The sequence below is a fragment of the Rheinheimera salexigens genome, assembly GCF_001752395.1.
Classification (GTDB): Bacteria; Pseudomonadota; Gammaproteobacteria; order Enterobacterales; family Alteromonadaceae; genus Alishewanella; species Alishewanella salexigens.
Window position 1 is genome coordinate 1541974 of sequence record NZ_MKEK01000001.1, and the last position, 18277, is coordinate 1560250.

Consider the following 18277-nt stretch of genomic DNA (forward strand, 5'->3'; position numbering starts at 1 on the left):
AAAGCCAAGCAATGTTATTGCCCTTTATTAAAACAACGCATTAAGGCTAAGAATTTCTTAGGCCATGAATATTAGGAATCAATATGTTTAGAACCCTATTCTCAGTTGCTGCTTTGCTCAGCATGCCAGTGCTAGCCGAAGACGCTAAGCCAAGTTTTAGCGATTACACCACAGCATTAAAAGTTGAAGCCCAAAGCAAAGGCTATAAAAGCGAATTGTTAGACGAAGTATTTAGCTCGTTAACTTATCATGAGCGCATAGTATCTGCCGATAAGAGCCAACCAGAGTTTGTGGAAACACTGGATACGTATTTACCAAAACGGGTAAGTGAGATACGTATTTCTATGGCGCGAGAGCGCTATGAAAAATACTTACCAGAATTAACTGAAATTGGTAAAAAATACGGCGTACATCCGCGGTTTATCGTTGCATTGTGGGGCTTAGAAAGTAGCTTTGGCCGTTTTATGGGCTCGTATTCAGTGCCATCGGCATTGGTAACGCTGGCTTATGATGGTCGCAGGGAAACCTTTTTCAAAAAAGAGTTTTTTCACGCCTTAGATATTTTAGCTGACGGCCATATCAGCTTTGCTGATATGAAAGGGTCATGGGCAGGTGCTATGGGCCAAAGTCAGTTTATGCCCAGCTCGTTTATGGCCTATGCCCAAGATGGTGATGGCGATGGTAAAAAAGATATTTGGACCAATCAATTAGATGTATTTGCTTCTATAGCTAACTATTTAAAACAACAAGGATGGGATAGTGATAAAACCTGGGGCCGCGAAGTATTATTGCCAAAAGACTTTGATGCCACTAACGCGATTGCTCGTGGTAGTTTAAAACGCAGTGAGTGGTTAGAGAGATGGCAGCAATCTGAGCGCAGCTTAAGCCAATGGCATGCCTTAGGGGTTAAACGATTAAATGGTACTGAATTACCGCAGCGCGATATTACAGCTGCTTTAATCTTTCCAGATGGTGAAAACGGTCGAGCCTTTTTAGCTTATGATAATTACAAAGTGCTTATGCATTGGAATAGATCTTATTACTTTGTTACTAGTGTCGGCTATTTAGCCGATTTAATCGTGGCTAAGGATCAAAACTAATGTTGCCGTTAATGCATAAATATCAGCATCTACAACATGACGGGCAGATTATAGATTTACCCGTTGGTAAAGTGGTATGTATTGGCCAAAATTATCAAGACCATATTGCTGAAATGAGCAGCATTACGGCACCAGAAGCATTATTTTTTATTAAGCCTAGTACCGCCATTTGCCCAATAACGCCTTTTATCAGTATTCCAAGTGATCAAGGCGCTGTACATAATGAAATAGAGATAGCTGTTTTAATTAAATCTGAGCTTAAAAATGCCAATGAGCGCCAAGTTGCCGCAGCAATTTGGGGCTACAGTTTAGCTTTAGATTTAACCCTGCGGGATCGTCAAGCAGAGTTAAAAAAATTGGGTCGGCCATGGGAAATTGCTAAAGGCTTTGATAATGCATGTCCCGTCGCCGGTTTTATCGCTAGCAGCGATATTGCTGATGGCCAAAAGCTTAAATTCTCACTTCAGGTGAATGGTAATGCTAGACAAACCGGTGATGCCAGCCATATGATCCGTACTATTACTGGCTTAATTAGCGAAATGTCTCAGCATTTTACGTTACAGCCAGGCGATATGGTGTTAACAGGTACACCTGCAGGCGTAGGACCTTTACATAAAGGTGATCAACTACAAGTGCAATTCGATGACTTTTTCACTCTACAAACACAGGTAAGTTAAACATGGCGTTAGCCGAGAAATATTGGGAACATAAATCGCTGGCAGAAATGAATAGCGAAGAATGGGAAGCCTTATGTGATGGCTGCGGTAAATGCTGCCTAAATAAGTTTATTGAAGATGATGATGAAGCAGGGCCAACTGATGTGCTACATGCTAATGAGCAAGTGCACTTTACAAATATTGCCTGTCGCTATTTAAATAGCCAGGCTTGTGAATGCACAGAATATGCTCAGCGCACGGTATTAGTGCCAGATTGTATTGCATTAACTAAAGAAAATTTAAAAGACATATTCTTTATGCCAACGAGTTGTGCCTACCGTCGTTTACACGAAGGTAGAGGATTACCGCATTGGCATCCATTGTTAAATGATGGCAAAAAAAGTTTAATGCATAAAAAGCAAATGTCGGTACGTAATAAAAGCATTAGCGAGTTAAAAGTCGATATGAATGACTTTGAAGACTATATAGTGCGTTGGCCACTTAACGATATAGATTAGTCTTAGCTTGCGAGGTATTAGTGTCGCTTCTTGAATCGATTCAACAAATAACCCAACACTTTAGTCCAGCCACTATTCAGTTTTTGTTTAGCTTATTGTCGATTGGCTTATATTTTGTGTTTAGCCGACGTTTACTACCGGTTTTATATCAGCTGATTGCGCATAGTCGGCTTAAAGATGACATGAATAAACGTGCTGTCGTCGTGATGCACATTTTGTTAATGATAGTGCTTATCATTGTTCTGAGTGTGGTTTGGGGCTTAGATATTCGCGGCTTATTAGTACTGGCTTCGTCGGTTATAGCTATCGTCGGTGTGGCGTTATTTGCCAGTTGGTCGTTGCTAAGTAATATAACCGCATTTTTTATTTTATTAGGCCATAAAGCCTATTCGCAAGGTGCTGAAGTACGGGTAGTGGATGGGGCTAATTACATTGATGGTCGCATAGTTGAAATTAATTTATTTAGTACCGTATTAAAAACAGAAAATAATGAATTAGTGGTTTATCCCAATAACCTAATCGTCTCACGGCCGGTTATTGTACTGCCGAATAAAAGCCGTAAAATTTCTACCCAACATAAAGTGGTAGAGAAAGCGCAAAAATGGCGGCGTAAAGTGCTGATAAATCAGAAAAATGATTAATTTTACTGATAGCAGTACTTTTAGCAATCTGCTACATTTAGCCAAGTTGGCAAAACAATAATAATTAATGCTTAGCTAAAATGCGCTTAAAACATATAAAACTTTCTGGGTTTAAGTCCTTTGTGGACTTAACCACAGTGCCCTTTATGCAGCAAATGACTGCTGTAGTAGGGCCTAATGGCTGCGGTAAATCTAACGTTATCGACGCGGTGCGTTGGGTGCTGGGTGAAAGTTCAGCTAAAAACCTGCGTGGCGATGCCATGACAGATGTTATTTTTAATGGTTCATCGCAGCGAAAGCCGGTATCACAAGCCTCTGTCGAATTATTATTTGAAAACACTCAAGGTCATATTAACGGCAATTTAGCCGATCGTAGCGAAATTGCCGTTAAGCGTATTGTTACCCGTGATGCCCAATCCACTTACTATCTTAATGGCACTAAATGTCGCCGTCGTGATATTACCGATATTTTTCTCGGTACCGGCTTAGGTCCGCGTAGTTATGCCATTATTGAACAAGGTATGATTTCACGCTTAATCGAATCTAAACCACAAGAGTTACGGGTTTTTATTGAAGAAGCCGCCGGTATATCTAAATATAAAGAACGTCGCCGTGATACTGAAAACCGCATTAAACGCACCCGCGAAAACTTAGCGCGCTTAAGTGATATTCGAGATGAACTGGCTAAAAACATAGAAAAATTAAAACGCCAAGCTACATCTGCACAACGCTATAAAGAACTTAAAGCCCAAGAGCGCAAGCTTAAAGCAGAACTAACCAGCATCAAATGGCTGAGCTATAACACCCGATTAGAGCAACTAGAGCTCCAGCTTAGCCAACAAACCACCGAACTAGAAAAGTATCATGCTGATCAAAGCAGTGAGCAACGTCAACTCGTCGCCTTAAAAGAGCAAGCTTTACAATCACGGCAAAAATTTGAACAATTACAAGCCAGCTTTTATCAATTAGGCAGCGTTATTACGCGATTAGAGCAGCAAATCTTACATCAACGCCAGCAGCAGCAGCAGCTCAGTCAACAGCTGTTGCAAGCCGAGCAAAGCTTACAACAAAGCGATAGCTTTATGGCTAGTGAGCAGCAGCAATACCAGCAGGTATCACTGCAAATAGCAGAAGATGAACCCGAAATCGCCATGCTGGATCAGCAACTGATTGAGTTAGAGCTGCAATTAGCATCGCTAGAGCAACAACAACTTAATGCGCAACAAGCTTATCAGCAATGGCAGCAACAACAGTTTCAATTGCAAAAGCAGCAACAACAATTAAGTATGCAGCTGCAAAACCAGCAACAACTGCAACAGCAATTAAATCAACAACAGCTGCAATTGCAACAGGATATTACCCAGTTAGCGATAACACCGTTAGTCGAGCAATGTCAGCAGCAACAGCAACAGCTTGAATTAGCTGAACAACATTATCTGCAACAACAAGTGCAATATGCTGCTATCGAACAAGAAGTATCGCAGCAAACTGAGTTGTTGCAGCAGGTTAAACAACAGTTGCAACAACAAACTATGCTAAGGCAGAGTTTACAACTAGAGCAGCAACGCTTAACCCAACAGCAGCAACAACAAGATAACCAACAGCAGCAACTATTGCGCCAGTTAGAAGTCAAACCAGGCTGGGCATTGGCTGTCACTATGGTGCTAGGAAAATTACAGCACGCTAATGTTGTAGCCGATGCTGATTCTAAATCTACTCAGAGCCAAGAAAGCTTTGTGCGTGCTGCAACAGCGATTGCTACAAACTCTGCAACTGAAAACTGTTTAAGCAGTGTTATTGTCAGCGGTGTCTATCCACAAAGCTTTGATCAAGTGTTATTGGCTAGAAATGCAGCAGACGCCTATGCACTTCAGTCTTCGTTAAGCTTGGGGCAGTCTATTATAAGCGCTGATGGTGTTTGGCTGGGAACTAACTGGGGGCTATATGCGGGCGCTGAGCAAGATAATTACTTGCAAATTTCAGAGCGTCTTACTGAATTAAAGCCACAACTTAATACTGCTGAGTTATCTTTTCAGCAAGCTGAAGCTGGCATGCTAAAGCAACAACAGCAATTAACGCTGTTAACGGAAAAGCAGCGATTACAACAGCAGCAACTCAGCACAGCTCAGCAGCAGATGCATCAGCAACAAACGACGCTACTGTTAGCAAAGCAAGCCTTACAGCAAGCTGAAAAACAATACGCGAAGTTAGTCAGTGACAGTGAAGCTATGGCGTTAAACCACGCTGTACTACTGGAGAAAGTTGCAGAATATAAAACACAGTTAGCGTTGTGTGAAGCGCAATTGCTAACGCATGAACAGCAGCAACAGCAATTAACAGAGCAGCAACAGCAGTATCAGCATAAGTTAACCCAGCATAAAGCTCACTATGAGCAAAAACGTCAGCAGCATCAGCAGTTAGTGTTGCAATGTAAGATGAGTCAGCAGCAACAGCAGACGTTAGCCCTAAGTCTGCAGCGAGCTAAGCAACAGCAGCAGCAGTTGCATGAGCAAGTGGTGCAGTTTAAGCTGAAGTTACAGCAAGATGATGAGCCCGAATTATTATTGCAAGAACAGTTGCAGCAAACATTGTTAACGCTGGAACAGGCAGAGCAGGATATGCACCGCCAACAAGATATCGTGTCTGAACTAGAACAGCGAATTCGCCAACTAGAGCAAGGCCAGCAGGGTATTGAGCAATTAGTGCAAAATAAACGTGCTGGGTTAGAGGCTTTACGAGTAGAAGCTGAAGGTTATCGGGTTCGGGCTAATAATATGTTGGAGCAATTAGCACAACAACAAGCTAATATAAAGCAAGTATTGGCAGAATTAGTATCACAAGCGGATGAAGCGCATTGGCAGCAGCAATTAGAGTTGACTACTGAAGCCATTCAGCGCCTTGGAGCAATTAATTTAGCTGCGATTGATGAATATGAGCAACAAGCTGAGCGCAAAAATTATCTTGATGCCCAAAATGACGATTTACATGCAGCGATGGAAACATTAGAAACTGCTATACGTAAAATAGATAAAGAAACTCGGCAAAAGTTTAAGCAAACTTTTGATCAGGTAAACGAAGGTTTAAAAAGTTTGTTTCCCAAAGTATTTGGCGGTGGTAGTGCTTATTTAGCGTTGACCGAAGACGATTTGCTGGAAACGGGGGTCAGCATTATGGCGCGCCCGCCAGGGAAAAAAAAACAGTACAATACATTTATTATCCGGTGGTGAAAAAGCGCTAACCGCTTTATCATTAGTGTTTTCGATATTTAAGCTTAATCCAGCGCCGTTTTGTATGTTAGATGAGGTTGATGCCCCATTAGATGATGCTAACGTCGGACGGTTTTGTAATTTGGTGCGAGAAATGTCAGAAACAGTACAATTTATTTATATTAGCCACAATAAAATTGCTATGGAAATGGCGACACAGTTAATGGGCGTGACCATGCAAGAGCCTGGCGTGTCACGCGTCGTGGCTGTGGATGTGGACGATGCTGTTAAAATGACAACAGCTTCCTAGACAAAGGTAATCTAATGAGTGATTTTCGTATAGTATTAATTATCATTGGTGCGTTAGTGTTAACAGCCTTGCTAGTGCATGGTCTGTGGACGGTGCGTAAGAATAGCGGCCAACCTAAGCATCGCTATTATGATGAAAGCAAGCAACCTGATGAAGCACTGCCTACTAAAACCGAAGGCTTTGATGAGTTAGGACTGGGTGAAGTAAGAGTGGTTAGGCAAGGTGCTCAAAAGAGCAGTGCTAAAGTGCCGGCCAATTCAGCTTTATCAACACCCGCTATGGCTAGACCAACAGCGACTCAGCCTATAACGGCTAGGCCTGTAACCGCTAGGCCAGAACAGCAAACAGAATTAGCTTTTACTGCTAACGAAGAGCCTGAGCTGAATTTTTCCGCTTTAGCCGAAGATGATCAGTCAAGTTTGCCGCTAGATGATACTGGGTACCAGCAAGATGACTCTGGGTACCTGCAGGATGATACTGATGAAAAAAATACGCTGTCTCAGCCAAGTGAAGTATTAATTTTATATGTGTTATTGGCTGAAAATGAAGAAATTAAAGGTGAAGACCTATTAAGTACATTACTGACTCTGGGCTTTAAATACGGTGATATGGATATTTTTCATCGTCACACCGATAGCTCAGGTTCTGGCGAAGTATTATTTAGTTTGGCCAATATGTTTAATCCAGGCACCTTCGATTTAGATAACATGGACAAACTTAACACCCGAGGTGTTAGTTTATTTATGACATTGCCAGGCCCTGGCGATGCGTTGCAAAACTTTAACTTAATGCATAATGCAGCCAAAAAATTGGCCAGCGAGTTTTCAGGCCAAGTATTAGATGGTCAACGCAGCGTGCTAACCGTACAAACTGTGCGCCATTATGTCGATAAAATACGTGAGTTTCAGCGTCAAAAGTTGATCCATGGTTAACCGTTAATCACTGCTGCTAGCCTTATGAATAAAACGGCAGGTTATTTCCCTGCCGTTTTTGTTAGGTTAATATCAGTGATGCTTTTTTAAGAGTATCCCCATCATGTCTCAGTCTCTTGTCTTACAATTACAACAATTACGTCAGCAATTAGAGCAATATAGTTATCAATATTATGTGTTAGATCAGCCAACGGTGCCTGATTCAGAATACGATCGATTATTTCAGCAATTACAACGCATTGAGGCTGAACATCCAGAGTTAATTAGCAGCACGTCACCCACTCAACGCGTGGGTGCTAAGCCATTAGCCAAATTTAGCCAGGTACAACATCAGATACCCATGTTATCGCTGGATAATGCCTTTGATGACGAATCATTCTTTGCCTTTACCAAACGCATCGCCGACAGCTTAGATAGCAGCGCGGAATTTAGTTTTTGCTCTGAGCCGAAATTAGATGGTTTAGCCGTCAGTATCCGTTATGAAAATGGCGAATTAGTGCAAGCGGCCACTCGTGGTGATGGAAGTACCGGTGAAAATATTACCACAAACGTTAAAACTATCCGGGCCATTCCGCTGCGTTTACAAGGTGATGTACCAGAAGTATTAGAAGTGCGCGGTGAAGTATTTATGCCACTGGCCGGATTTAATGCCATGAACGATGCAGCGGCTAAAGCAGGGCAAAAAATATTTGCTAACCCGCGCAATGCCGCCGCAGGCAGTTTACGCCAATTAGATGCCAAAATTACCGCTCAGCGACCACTAATGTTTTATGCTTATGGTATAGGTGAAGTAATTGATAGCAACAAAAAGTTAGCGACAGACAGCCATTACCAACAACTGATGCAATTAAAGCAATGGGGTATGCCAATATGCCCTGAAGTACGCCAAGTCAAAGGCAGCCAAGCGGCACTAGATTATTATCAGCATATTATGCAGCAGCGCGATTCATTAGCTTATGAAATTGACGGCGTGGTTATTAAAGTGGATTCATTAGCGCAACAGCAAGCCTTGGGCTTTGTTGCCAGAGCGCCGCGCTGGGCCGTTGCTTTTAAGTTTCCAGCCCAAGAGATGCTTACCAAGTTATTAGCCGTAGAATTTCAAGTGGGCCGCACCGGCGCTATTACGCCTGTTGCCCGTTTGGCGCCAGTCAATGTCGGTGGTGTTACTGTTAGCAATGCCACCTTACATAACCAAGATGAGATAGCGCGTTTAGGTATTAAAGTCGGCGATCAAGTTATTGTGCGCCGAGCAGGTGACGTGATCCCGCAAATTGTCTCAGTGGTGTTAGAGCAACGCCCTGATGATGCCAGTGACATTGTGTTTCCAACCCAGTGTCCTGTTTGTGATTCTCATATCGAGCGCATTAGCGGAGAAGCTGCAGCCCGCTGTAGTGGCGGTTTATTCTGCGGCGCGCAATTAAAAGAATCTATTAAGCACTTTGTCTCGCGTAAAGCGATGGATATAGATGGCTTTGGTGATAAGTTAGCCGAGCAATTAGTTGAACAAGGGTTAATAAAAACCCCTGCCGATATTTACCAGCTAGATATGCCCAGCTTATTGGGTTTAGAGCGCATGGCAGAAAAATCGGCGATGAACTTGCTGCATGCTATTAGGCAGTCAAAACAAACCACGCTTGCGCGCTTTATTTATGCCTTAGGTATTCGTGACGTGGGCGAGGCGACAGCTATAAGCTTAGCTAATCATTTTACTACGCTACCGGCTATTCAGCAGGCAAGTATCGAGCAGTTACAACAAGTAGACGACGTGGGCACTGTCGTAGCCGAGCGCGTGCAGAGCTTTTTTGCCGAAGAGCATAATCAAACCGTGATCACGCAGTTATGCCAAGCGGATATCCACTGGCCAGAAATAGCTAAATTAGAGCAGACGGAGCAGCCCTTAGCCGGTCAAACCTTAGTGTTAACAGGTACCTTAACCAGTATGGGGCGCGATGATGCTAAAGCTAAGCTACAGCGGTTAGGCGCTAAAGTATCGGGCTCTGTCTCGGCGAAAACCCACGCGGTAATCGCCGGTGATAATGCGGGCTCTAAATTAGTCAAAGCCAATGAGCTAAATGTGACTGTTTGGAGTGAGCAAGAGATGCTGGATGTATTTAATCAGTATGGAGTAAATTAATTGGCCGATTTATTAAATTCATTACTAAACGAGTGGGGCAGTTTGTTTCGGCCTTATGTACGAGATATCGCCTTAGCAATGGTTGCTACTTGCTTAGTGGTATTTGGTGATGACTTAAACCGAGCCGTTAGACGGCAAATTGCCCATATGCACTTTTTTTGGCGTACCAGTATTTTTATACTACTTTGTGCTTTTGGCTATGGTGCCTTAACCATATTGTTAACCCCAGTGGTGGCCAAGCAATTAGCTAAATTTAGTAATCAGTGGTTACCTTGGTTTTGTTTAGCCATATTTATAATACTAGGCAGTTTGGCCCAGCGCAGACGCCAGCTATGAAGTATTTAGTATGACGCTCTCGCTGTGAAAGAATATAATATATTTCCAGTCTTAGACGATCATGGGCTGCATAAAGTGCCTATGCGTTTATATTGGTTATTATTGCTATTGTTGCGGCCCTATATAAGCTGGGTGTTAGTGCTAACCTTGCCCGAATCGCAACGCGATATATTGTCGTTAATCTATCCGTTGCAATTCGACTTTATCATAGCTTGCGCCATTGCCAGCCCATTATTACTGATATTAGCCGCGATTAGCCAACGTAAACCCAAAGGTCAAGCGTGGTGGTTTCAAGTCTGGCGGCACAGCCGAATCATATTATTGCTGGTGGCGATAATTGATTTATTGCTAACCATTAAACACCTGCCAGACCAAGTCATGCTAGATGCGCCATGGCGCATACTTGCTCCTATCGCAATAAGTGTTGGCATCTTGTGGCTAATGCGCTCGCGTACTTTAGGTTTAGTGTTTGCCGAATGGCCAACTGCTGAAGATAAAAAGAAAACAGCTAATAAATAAACTAACCAAATCACAGTGGCCTAAATATTTCTGTCGCAATAGCATTAAAATAGCGCTCAATTTTTGCATTGTCGGTATTAATTTGCATGGCAATGGCGATTTTTTTATCAGGATAATAAGCCAGTAGGGAGTTATAGCCTGGAAAAAATCCATGATGACGATAACAGCTGCCGAATTCTGTTTTTATTATGTTAATGCCCAAACCGTAACCGAGCACTGGGCCTAACGTATTTGGCGGCTGTTCAGGTTTTGCTATAGATGTCAGCATTTGGTTTAGTAAATGCGGCGTAATAGCCTTACCCTCGAAAAGCCCTTTGGCCCAACGAACCAGATCTGATGATGTGCTAACGATACCGCCACCGGTCCATTCAATTGATGGATGAAACACAAGTTGGTTGTCTGCAATCACCCGTTTTGGTATACCGAATAAACGCCGACTCTGCCTAGCATAGCCTTGCACTATGCCAGGGATGTCGCGGCGATGAAGTGGAACAGTATCGGTTAATTGCAGCGGTATTAGAATGCGCTTAGACAACTCATGATAATAACTGTGTGAACTGGCTTTCTCGATAATGATGCCGATGAGTATGTAACCAGTATCACTATAATGGAACCCTGTGCCAGGCAAAAACAGCGGCTTGCGATCTAGCGCGAATTGCAGCAGTTTATGCGGTTCAATGGCTTGAGCTGGATTGTCAGACTTAAGGATGTTCTTTATATAGTTCGCAAAGTCTGTACCAGTGTCATAAACATGATCGATAATACCGCTGCTATGATTCAGCAAATGACGTAAGGTAATGACGTTATAATTTGGCAACCGACAAAACCAGTCCGCGTCTACAAACCACTTAGATATAGGTGTATCAAGTTCGACTACGCCATCAGCCACCATACTAAGTACCACAGCGGCAACAAAGGTTTTACCAATGCTACCCGCTGGCATGCGTGCATTACAGGTCATAGGTATATGTGACTCTTTATCTGCAAAACCACAGGCATGGCTAATTAGACTGCCATCAGGCAGAGAAACTGTCGCGGTCACACCTGGCAGTTGCTCTTTGGTTTGCTGGCTAATTTGATATTGTGTATGCAACGCTTGTTCAATTAGTGAAGATAAGTTCATAAAGAATATGTCTGCAAAACTTGTGTTTAAAAGGTACATTATTGTAGGTATCTGTTGCTGAATGTTTTTTGCTACAGATATTAATTAACACTCTGCAATATTAACAGCAATAGCCAGCCCGCCTTCTGAAGTTTCTTTAAATCTATTATTCATACTTTGCGCAGTTTCCCACATGGTTTGAATTACTTCATCTAAGGTTACTCTGGCATTGGCAGGGTCGCTTTCTATGGCAATATTGGCCGCAGTAATGGCTTTAATCGCCCCCATTGAGTTTCGCTCTATGCAGGGAATTTGTACCAAGCCTGCTACTGGGTCACAGGTTAGTCCCAAGTGGTGTTCCATGGCTATTTCGGCAGCCATTAACACTTGCCCTGGTGAGCCGCCCATAATTTCAGTTAAGCCTGCTGCAGCCATAGCTGATGACACACCCGTTTCTGCTTGGCATCCTCCCATAGCCGCAGAAATGGTTGCGTTCTTTTTAAACAAGGTACCAATTTCTCCGGCTACCAATAAAAAACGAATAATTTTATCGTTACCGGTAAATTCTGTAAAAGCTTGTGAGTACATTAAAACGGCAGGAATAATGCCGCTGGCACCATTGGTTGGCGCGGTAATGATACGGCCGAAATTGGCATTTTCTTCGTTAACTGCCAATGCAAAACAAGAAACCCATTTATTAATATTAACAAAATTGGCTTCTGCTTCAACTACCATCTGATACCATTGATCTCGATTGAAATAGTGTTTGTCTTCGCCTAATAATCTGCGGTTTAAGCCAGCAGCACGACGAACCACCCGCAACCCTCCAGGCAATATACCTTCTTGAGTTATACCTTTATAAATACAGTCTTTAATATTCTCCCAAATGTCTAATGCAAGAGCATCTGTGTCTGATTTAGTTCGCCAACTTTCTTCATTTAAATAAATTAAATCTGAAAATGAGACGTCTAATTTATCACAATAAAACTGTACATCTTTGCCATAATGACAGGGATATAAAGTGCGAGTACAAGCCTCATCGGCCGACGTTTCCTCTTTGGTTGCAACAAAACCGCCACCAATGGAGTAATAATCTTGCTCTAGTTCAGTTTTATCCTTAAAAACGGCTTTAAAAATCATCCCATTGGGATGAAAGTCTAAACTCTTTAACTTATTTAAAATAAGGTGATGACCATATACAAAGGGAATATCGACTTCAGCACCTAGTTTTAAGCTGTTTGCTAATTTAATTGTCTGAATTTTTTCTGTGATTTTTGTGGTGTCTATGGTCTTAAAGTTTTCACCAGACAGACCCAACATACCGGCAATATCAGTACCGTGACCAATACCTGTTTTAGCTAAAGAGCCAAAAAACTCAACAAATACTTCTTTTACTTCAGATAATTTATGATCTTTACGAAGAAGATTTAAAAACAACTCTGCAGCATTCCATGGCCCCATGGTATGTGAGCTTGAAGGGCCAATTCCTACCTTGATGATTTCAAATACACTGATTGATTCCATTATAATCTTCCTTATGGATACTAACGTTAAGCTACGAGTTATAGAACTGTGCACTCGCTAATACAAAAGACTCACTAAGGCAGCCTACCTACGTAGTGGGTAGGAACAAAAAAGCGTGCCTTCTACCGCTTGTTTAACATTAATTTTTGTTGAGATGCCATGGCGAAACTGAGCTTCAGTGGCCGCTAAAACATTACAATCTCGGTTTTGCCAACGGCACACCTTAACATTCAGACCATCAAACCCCATGTGTAAGATACTGCTTAAGTTTGAATGATTTTGGCGTTGTAGGCTTAATTTTCGTGCTGATTCGGAGCGGTGCATTTCAATGCTGATAGGCTGAGCTGGGTGCCATTCGTTCTTAGCAAAGTGACCTAGCGCATTGGTAATAGTACACTGAACTACATCACCTAAGGGGGCTGTGCGGCGAAGTTCTACTAACTGAACTTGTTCAGCTACCTCTTGTGCTTTTTGCTCCGCACGACGCACTCTAGCCGCTTCATCTCGTGCATCTTGGATCTTACGGGCTTCAAATTGTTGAGTAGGGGTTAATAATACCCATTCATCATCACTCATGCCTAATGGATTGCTGGCACAACCAGTAACGAATATAAAAGACAAAGCCACCAGCAATATTACTATCTTTTGTATAAGTTTAAACATTAGGCTTCTCCTAGCTTGAAGAATTGATTTTAATTAAATGTTTCAAATCTTAATCTTGTAGCGAATGATATTTATCTATAAATAATTGTTTTTTAACATTATAAATTATTCAGCATACTATATTGGGTATACTATAGGCTAAACACGAATGTTTAGGTTTTAATCATTAAAACAGTCTGTCAGATAAGTTTATGTTAGCAAGTAGCTACTTGACCATAGCTTAGCAAAGCGTCTAGGCTTTAATCTCATTAACTGAGGAGTTACCATGAGTCATTTGATTATTCCAAGCCATTGGAAAATTAAGCGTTCAACTCACTTTTTTACCAAGGATAACATTCCTAAAGCGTTATTAACTCATCACAACACCGCTGAAGGTGTGTTTGGTCAAATTTGTGTAATGCAAGGTACGGTTACTTTTTACGGCTTTGCCAATGAAGCCGCCACCGAACCAGAGCAAACAGTGGTAATTAAAGCTGGTCAATTTGCTAACAGCCCACCGCAGTATTGATAGGAATATAAATGACTGTAGTTGTTGCTCTTCACTTTATGTTGGTTTTGACATTTACAACTCGAATTTTACTTCGTGATGATTTATCACCACCGGGGCGGCTGGCTTGGTTTATTGTCTTAAACGTATTACCGTATTTTGGCGTTGCCAGTTATTTTTTATTTGGTGAAATTGATATTGGCAATCGTGCTATTAGACGACACGACGATATTTTTACTGAAATTAGAGCCAAAGCACGGAGTTTTATGGGAGATAAGTCGAGTGTCGAAAGTTTGATTGATCCGCTTTATCGCCCTGGGTTTCGCTATGCGGGCTCGATTAATGGTTTTCATACTGTAGGGGGTAATACTGCTGAACTGATGGCAGATGGCGATGCCACACGTGCACGGATAATCGCAGATATTGACGCTGCCACCGAGCATGTACATGTGCTCTATTATATCTGGCTCAATGACAATATGGGGACTGATATCGCCGAAGCGTTAATTCGAGCTGCACAAAGAGGCGTTAGCTGCCGTGCCATGGCCGATGGACTTGGTTCTCGTGCCTTTATTAAATCTAAGCTTTGGCAACGTATGCAACAGGCTGGTGTTGAACTGGCAGTAGCACTGTCGTTTCGAAACCTGATTCTCACCATGTTACTTAGCCGCTTAGACTTAAGAAATCACCGTAAAATTACTGTTATTGACGGGCGCTTAACCTATTGTGGCAGCCGAAACTCGGCCGATCCGGAGTTTTTGCCCAAAGCAAAATACGGGCCTTGGGTGGATATCATGCTGCGGTTTCAAGGGCCAGTAGTGGCCCAGAATCAGCTGTTGTTTGCAAGTGACTGGATGCAGACCACTGGCAAGTCACTGGACGAGTTCGAACTGAAGACAGAGCAGATTGCTGGAGGGTTTCCCGCCCTGGTAATGGGCGTAGGGCCTACGGAACGTCGAGGCGCCACACCACAGCTTTTTTCTAACTTAATAGCGAGTGCAGAAAGTGAGTTAATAATAACGACACCTTACTTTGTGCCGGATGCTACGGTTTTAGAGTCGCTGTGCGCAGCCGCACACAGGGGGGTGGCAGTGACCTTGATCTTCCCTAAGAGGAATGATAGTTGGATTGTATCCGCAGCGAGTCGAAGCTATTACCATCAGCTGCTTGATGCTGGTTGTGTTATTTATGAATTTAAAGGTGGCTTGTTGCACGCTAAAACCCTGACCATTGACGGTTGTGTCAGCCTAATAGGCTCTTCAAACATAGACCTACGCAGCTTTGATTTAAATTACGAAAACAATATCCTGTTACAGGATCACGCCACTACTATGTCTATTCGGCAACGCCAGCAAGTCTATATTAATAACTCAGAAAAGGTTGAATTAGCCACTGTACTAGCTTGGCGCTATTACCGGCGTATTTGGCACAACGTTATCGCGACCATAGGCCCAGTGTTGTAAAAGGTAACTTGCTAACTTGGAGCTGTAATCAATTAGGGGTTGAATCGATAATTTTATGTTAAAGGCGGCGTCAAAAGCTTTAAGCAGCTTATGGCGCCATAGTCATATATTAAATTTTGATCGGTCATCCTATATTATGGAATTGGAACGCCACCTGCAGGTGGACAATCAACTCTTGTGTCAACCACACCCTCTCTAAAATCATAGGTTTCACCTGCAACAGATGGGGTTAACTCGACACGTACAGTAACTTGTTGAGGAATATTGGTACCAAAGTGATCCTGTAAATTAAAGGTATAGCTACCCGTTGTACCGTCACTAAGACACTGATGTCTCAAAGTAGGATGAACTGTATCTCCATTAGCATATATTGTTGTGCATAAGGTGTTCTCATTGTTCCAACCATCTGGGTCAAATTCATAATTGACCTGAACAAGTGGGATCCCTTGATTCAAGCAGACAACTTGAGGCACTAATGAGAAAGAGGTAAAAACAGGCTCTGGACTTGAGCGGGGGGTGCTTTGTGAGCCCAACATTGCAGCTAGCCCAATAACTACAATACACCCAATACCAATAATCTTGAGATTATTCATAATAAACTACTCCTTAATAATTGGATTTAACTCGGCGCAAAAACGAAACGTAAAAGCCAAATAAGCGAAAGCACCAAAAAATGAAGAAATAACATCATATACATCGCCATAGAACAGCATTCCTACTTGCTCAGCATACTGTGAAGCAGAAAATAATTCGTAACTGGCATTAATTAAAAACCAGAATAGGCTAACAAAAATAACATTATTTCGAGTTATTTTTACAAATGCCGTGGTCAAAAGGCAGAAAGCCAAAGTATGCAAAAAGGATGGCAGCGAGCCAGTACCAAAAAACAAAAACATAGGGTCTAAAACACGAGTGTCACCAAATAACTGTAATACAATTAGCGATTCTGGCCTGTATATCACATAGAATATCCCGGCAAGAATAAGGACAAATAGACCTGAGAAGATAAACTTTAAAAAATGCTTTTCCATTTAAAAGTTAACCTGCAATATTTTATAACCTAACGGCCAGTTAACCAGAATTCTGTTAGGTGCTTATTTCACACCGAGCTTTGAGGCTTAAGCTGAAGCCGCATATTCCACTGGCAACCTATCTAATACTAGTTGCGCTTAATCGATTTTGCACGATTTGCGATGACATAAGCCTTTTAAACCTGTAGGTCATTATCAGCAACTAAGGCATTCCTCCTCAAAGAAAGCTAGTGCTCTATACCCGACGGGATATTATGGGTATAATTCGCGCCTCGTTATGCTGGCAACAGCAATGGTTCCCTTGCCCCATTCAAAAAGGTTTTGTAATGAAAACTGTAATTGCGCTTATTGCGTTCCATATTTTAATTATCATCTCTAGTAACTACTTGGTTCAATTCCCGATTGAGCTGTTTGGTTGGCAAACCACTTGGGGTGCTTTTAGTTTCCCGTTTATTTTCCTCGCGACAGATCTAACCGTGCGTTTGCTAGGCAAGCAGCCAGCCCAACGAGTTATTGGCTACGTTATGCTACCTGCTTTGCTGGTGTCGTATTGCGTATCGGCGCTATTTCACGAAGGTGACTTTCATGGCTGGGGAACATTGCTAGTATTAAACGTTTTTGTGCTGCGAATATCTATAGCAAGTTTCGCGGCTTATGTAGTAGGACAGTTGGTTGACGTGCACGTATTTGCCCGCCTACGCCAAATGCGCCAATGGTGGCTTGCTCCAAGCGCCTCAACCATATTAGGTAACTTAATCGATACCTTTGTATTCTTCTTTATTGCCTTTTGGCACAGTAGTAACCCGTTTATGGCCGAGCACTGGGTAGAAATTGCCGTAGTGGATTACGTAATAAAATTACTTATAAGCCTACTGATTTTTGTGCCTATGTATGGCCTTATACTCAATGCACTGTTAAAACGAATGCAGCTAAGCTCAGCTCAAAAAGTAGTCGTTTAACATTAGGGTTGTCTCGTATATTAGGGCAAATTTACTGTTAGATTCGAGCTAGTGGCAACCGTGTCTTAATAAAGACTAGGGCGGTGCTGAAGATAATGGTGGATTGTACTGGGTTCGAACCAGTGGCAACCGTGTCTTAGCAAAGAGTAGGGCGGTGCTTTCACAGCTGAGCTAACGATGTAATATTATTTTGGAAATTGGATAAGAAGATAATGGTGGATTGTACTGGGTTCGAACCAGTGACCCCCGCCTTGTAAGGGCGGTGCTCTCCCAGCTGAGCTAACAATCCATGGGATGCGGTATAACTTATAAATAGTAAATGGTGGATTGTACTGGGTTCGAACCAGTGACCCCCGCCTTGTAAGGGCGGTGCTCTCCCAGCTGAGCTAACAATCCATGGGAAAATTACTATATCACAACATTTTATAGTTGTTCATCATAAAACAAATAGTGCTTATATGAAGATCAAAATATGGTGGATTGTACTGGGTTTAACCAGTGGCAACCGTTTTGTCATTAGGAGCGGGCGGTGCTCTTTCATGACTCAACCAAATATGGTGGATTGTACTGGGTTCGAACCAGTGACCCCCGCCTTGTAAGGGCGGTGCTCTCCCAGCTGAGCTAACAATCCACGCTGTTTGATGGCGCTCATTATAGGGAGCAGAGAAAAGCTGTCAACATTATTTTCGCAATTCT

General features: G+C 42.4%; 16 protein-coding genes, 3 tRNA genes and 1 pseudogene. 12 read left to right on the forward strand and 8 right to left on the reverse strand.

Annotated features, from left to right (window positions below; translation table 11 throughout):
* Positions 1 to 83: 83 nt before the first annotated feature.
* The 9 genes and pseudogenes from BI198_RS07120 (at position 84) to BI198_RS07160 (ending at position 10352) form a co-directional block, all read left to right on the forward strand.
* Entirely contained in the window at positions 84 to 1100 is a 1017-nt protein-coding gene (locus BI198_RS07120) for a lytic murein transglycosylase (protein ID WP_070048934.1), read from the forward strand.
* Entirely contained in the window at positions 1100 to 1777 is a 678-nt protein-coding gene (locus BI198_RS07125; protein WP_074467411.1) for a fumarylacetoacetate hydrolase family protein, read from the forward strand. Before BI198_RS07120 ends, BI198_RS07125 begins: the two co-directional genes overlap by 1 nt.
* Before the next feature lie 2 nt (positions 1778 to 1779).
* Positions 1780 to 2274, forward strand: coding sequence for a YcgN family cysteine cluster protein (locus BI198_RS07130; protein WP_070048935.1), 495 nt, complete (start codon positions 1780 to 1782; stop codon positions 2272 to 2274).
* A gap of 20 nt (positions 2275 to 2294) precedes the next feature.
* A complete protein-coding gene (locus tag BI198_RS07135; RefSeq protein WP_070048936.1) occupies positions 2295 to 2915 on the forward strand; it encodes a mechanosensitive ion channel domain-containing protein in 621 nt (206 codons plus the stop codon).
* Between the two features lie 80 nt (positions 2916 to 2995).
* Positions 2996 to 6431 (forward strand): annotated as a pseudogene (smc, locus tag BI198_RS07140) (chromosome segregation protein SMC).
* Positions 6432 to 6445: 14 nt separating this feature from the next.
* Entirely contained in the window at positions 6446 to 7363 is a 918-nt protein-coding gene (gene zipA, locus BI198_RS07145; protein ID WP_070048937.1) for a cell division protein ZipA, read from the forward strand.
* 103 nt (positions 7364 to 7466) lie between these two features.
* Positions 7467 to 9497, forward strand: coding sequence for an NAD-dependent DNA ligase LigA (gene ligA / locus BI198_RS07150; protein WP_070048938.1), 2031 nt, complete (start codon positions 7467 to 7469; stop codon positions 9495 to 9497).
* Positions 9498 to 9833: a DUF3392 domain-containing protein gene (locus BI198_RS07155; RefSeq protein WP_070048939.1), complete on the forward strand. Its 336-nt coding sequence runs from the start codon at positions 9498 to 9500 to the stop codon at positions 9831 to 9833.
* A gap of 24 nt (positions 9834 to 9857) precedes the next feature.
* On the forward strand, positions 9858 to 10352 hold the full coding sequence (locus tag BI198_RS07160) for a DUF2919 family protein (RefSeq protein ID WP_235605274.1): 495 nt from the start codon (positions 9858 to 9860) through the stop codon (positions 10350 to 10352).
* A 10-nt stretch (positions 10353 to 10362) separates the two neighbouring features.
* Here BI198_RS07160 and BI198_RS07165 read toward each other — a convergent pair whose 3' ends face one another.
* The 3 genes from BI198_RS07165 to BI198_RS07175 all read right to left on the reverse strand — a co-directional run bounded on the left by BI198_RS07165 (position 10363) and on the right by BI198_RS07175 (position 13641).
* Positions 10363 to 11475, reverse strand: a complete 1113-nt coding sequence (locus BI198_RS07165; RefSeq protein WP_070048940.1) for a serine hydrolase domain-containing protein — start codon at positions 11473 to 11475, stop codon at positions 10363 to 10365.
* A gap of 84 nt (positions 11476 to 11559) precedes the next feature.
* Positions 11560 to 12978 (reverse strand): L-serine ammonia-lyase, encoded by a 1419-nt coding sequence (locus BI198_RS07170; RefSeq protein ID WP_070048941.1) that lies wholly within the window; start codon positions 12976 to 12978, stop codon positions 11560 to 11562.
* An 84-nt stretch (positions 12979 to 13062) separates the two neighbouring features.
* On the reverse strand, positions 13063 to 13641 hold the full coding sequence (locus BI198_RS07175; RefSeq protein ID WP_070048942.1) for a hypothetical protein: 579 nt from the start codon (positions 13639 to 13641) through the stop codon (positions 13063 to 13065).
* A gap of 265 nt (positions 13642 to 13906) precedes the next feature.
* Between BI198_RS07175 and BI198_RS07180 the strand changes: the two genes are divergently transcribed.
* Complete coding sequence (locus BI198_RS07180; protein WP_201243428.1) at positions 13907 to 14149, forward strand: DUF1971 domain-containing protein; 243 nt, start codon at positions 13907 to 13909, stop codon at positions 14147 to 14149.
* 11 nt (positions 14150 to 14160) lie between these two features.
* A complete protein-coding gene (gene cls, locus BI198_RS07185) occupies positions 14161 to 15591 on the forward strand; it encodes a cardiolipin synthase (RefSeq protein WP_070048943.1) in 1431 nt (476 codons plus the stop codon).
* Positions 15592 to 15725: 134 nt separating this feature from the next.
* Here the strand turns inward: cls and BI198_RS07190 are convergent, their stop codons facing one another.
* Both BI198_RS07190 and BI198_RS07195 read right to left on the reverse strand, forming a co-directional pair.
* The gene (locus BI198_RS07190) at positions 15726 to 16184 is read right to left on the reverse strand and encodes a hypothetical protein (protein WP_070048944.1); all 459 of its coding nucleotides are present in this window, start codon (positions 16182 to 16184) and stop codon (positions 15726 to 15728) included.
* Between the two features lie 6 nt (positions 16185 to 16190).
* On the reverse strand, positions 16191 to 16622 hold the full coding sequence (locus BI198_RS07195) for a hypothetical protein (RefSeq protein WP_070048945.1): 432 nt from the start codon (positions 16620 to 16622) through the stop codon (positions 16191 to 16193).
* Between the two features lie 326 nt (positions 16623 to 16948).
* Here BI198_RS07195 and BI198_RS07200 point away from each other — a divergent pair, with 326 nt between their 5' ends.
* Entirely contained in the window at positions 16949 to 17581 is a 633-nt protein-coding gene (locus BI198_RS07200; protein ID WP_070050730.1) for a 7-cyano-7-deazaguanine/7-aminomethyl-7-deazaguanine transporter, read from the forward strand.
* Between the two features lie 213 nt (positions 17582 to 17794).
* Here BI198_RS07200 and BI198_RS07205 read toward each other — a convergent pair.
* From BI198_RS07205 to BI198_RS07215, 3 genes are all read right to left on the reverse strand, one after another.
* Positions 17795 to 17870, reverse strand: a tRNA-Val gene (locus BI198_RS07205).
* A 31-nt stretch (positions 17871 to 17901) separates the two neighbouring features.
* A tRNA-Val gene (locus BI198_RS07210) sits at positions 17902 to 17977 on the reverse strand.
* A 159-nt stretch (positions 17978 to 18136) separates the two neighbouring features.
* Positions 18137 to 18212 (reverse strand) — tRNA-Val (locus tag BI198_RS07215).
* Positions 18213 to 18277 lie beyond the last annotated feature (65 nt).